The following is a 1,279-nucleotide window of genomic DNA, read 5'->3' on the forward strand; positions in this document are numbered from 1 at the left end:
CCGGTGCCCTGCGCCGCTCGGCGGCGTCCGACCGCGCCGTCCGGGTGGCGCTCGCCGGGCCGCGCGCGAGTGCTCGGGTCGTGCTCGCGCTCCCGGTGCTCGGACTCGCGCTCGGGTCCACCTGGGGCTCCGGCGCGGTCCAGGTGCTCGTGGCGTCGCCGGTCGGGTGGGTGTGCTGCACCCTGGCCGCGGTGCTGGTCGGGCTCGGACGCGCGTGGACCGCCCGCCTCGTGCGTGCCGCGACCCCGGACGGTCACGTACCCGGTGTGCTGCTGGACGCGTGGGCGGTCGCGGTGTCCGGCGGCGGGTCGTGGGCGGCCGGGGGAGCGGCGGTCCGGACGGCGTTCGCCGACGGTCGTCGTCCCGCGTCCGGAGAGTCACACCTGCGTGAGGTCCTCGCGCTCGCGCAGCGCGCCGGTGTGCCCGCCGCCGCGCTGCTGCGTGCCGCCGCCGAGGACGTCCGCGACGACGCCGCGGCCGCGGGCCTGGCCGCCGCGGAGCGTCTGGCCGTCCGGCTCGTCCTGCCGCTCGGCGTGTGCGTCCTGCCCGCGTTCGTGCTCGTCGGGGTCGTGCCCGTCGTCGTGGGAGTCCTCTCCTCCACCGTCGGCGGCGTGGGGTGATCTCTCCACAGATCCGGGCGGGTGCCGGGTGGTCGATCCCGCCGGACACGAGGCTGGGGGTATCGCACCAGGAAGGACGGAACCCATGACCGACACACCCACCACCCGCCCCGATCGCCTCGGCGCGCGGCTGCGGCGACGCATGCAGGACGACCGGGGATCGGCCACCGCCGAGTACGCCGTCGTGATCCTCGCTGCGGTCGCCTTCGCCGGCGTGCTCGTCGCCGTGATGCGCTCGGGCGAGGTCCAGGACATCCTCACGGAACTCGTCCGCGGTGCCCTCTCCCTCTGAGCCGGTCACCGCGGCGGACGGGGAGCGCGGCGCCGTGAGCGTCGAGTTCGCGGTCGTGCTCCCTGTCGTGGCCCTCGTGTTGACGTCCCTCGTCGCAGCGGTGCTCGTCGTCGACGGTCTCGGCCGGCTCCAGCTGGCGGCGGCGACCGCGGCGCGTGCGATCGGGCGCGGTGACGACGACGGCGGTCGCGCTGCTGCCGAACGGCTCGCCCCCGGGGCCTCGATCGCCGTGCACCGTGCCGGCGAGGTCGTCTGCGTCGAGGTCGCCCGGGGCGGTACCGGGCCGTTCTCGGCGCTCCCGCTCCGGGCCGCCGGCTGCGCCGTGGACGGTGGACGGTGAGCGTGGCCGACGCCGACGCCGACGCCG

The 1,279-nt window shown here is 77.1% G+C and carries 3 protein-coding genes; all 3 read left to right on the plus strand.

Annotation, left to right across the window (positions count from 1 at the left end):
• Nucleotides 1–620, plus strand: a 620-nt coding sequence (locus tag HP507_RS00035) for a type II secretion system F family protein (RefSeq protein WP_175349863.1), incomplete at its 5' end; no start/stop codon positions are given.
• An 85-nt stretch (nucleotides 621–705) separates the two neighbouring features.
• Nucleotides 706–912, plus strand: coding sequence for a DUF4244 domain-containing protein (locus tag HP507_RS00040; protein WP_175349864.1), 207 nt, complete (start codon nucleotides 706–708; stop codon nucleotides 910–912).
• The gene (locus tag HP507_RS00045; protein ID WP_175349865.1) at nucleotides 896–1,252 is read left to right on the plus strand and encodes a TadE family type IV pilus minor pilin; all 357 of its coding nucleotides are present in this window, start codon (nucleotides 896–898) and stop codon (nucleotides 1,250–1,252) included. Before HP507_RS00040 ends, HP507_RS00045 begins: the two co-directional genes overlap by 17 nt.
• Nucleotides 1,253–1,279 lie beyond the last annotated feature (27 nt).

The organism is Curtobacterium pusillum, assembly GCF_013359865.1.
In the GTDB taxonomy this organism is placed as follows: Bacteria; Actinomycetota; Actinomycetes; order Actinomycetales; family Microbacteriaceae; genus Curtobacterium; species Curtobacterium pusillum.

Coding starts and splice junctions, on each gene's coding strand:
- HP507_RS00040 (WP_175349864.1), top strand. CDS start 706: ATGACCGACACACCCACCACCCGCCCCGATCGCCTCGGCGCGCGGCTG.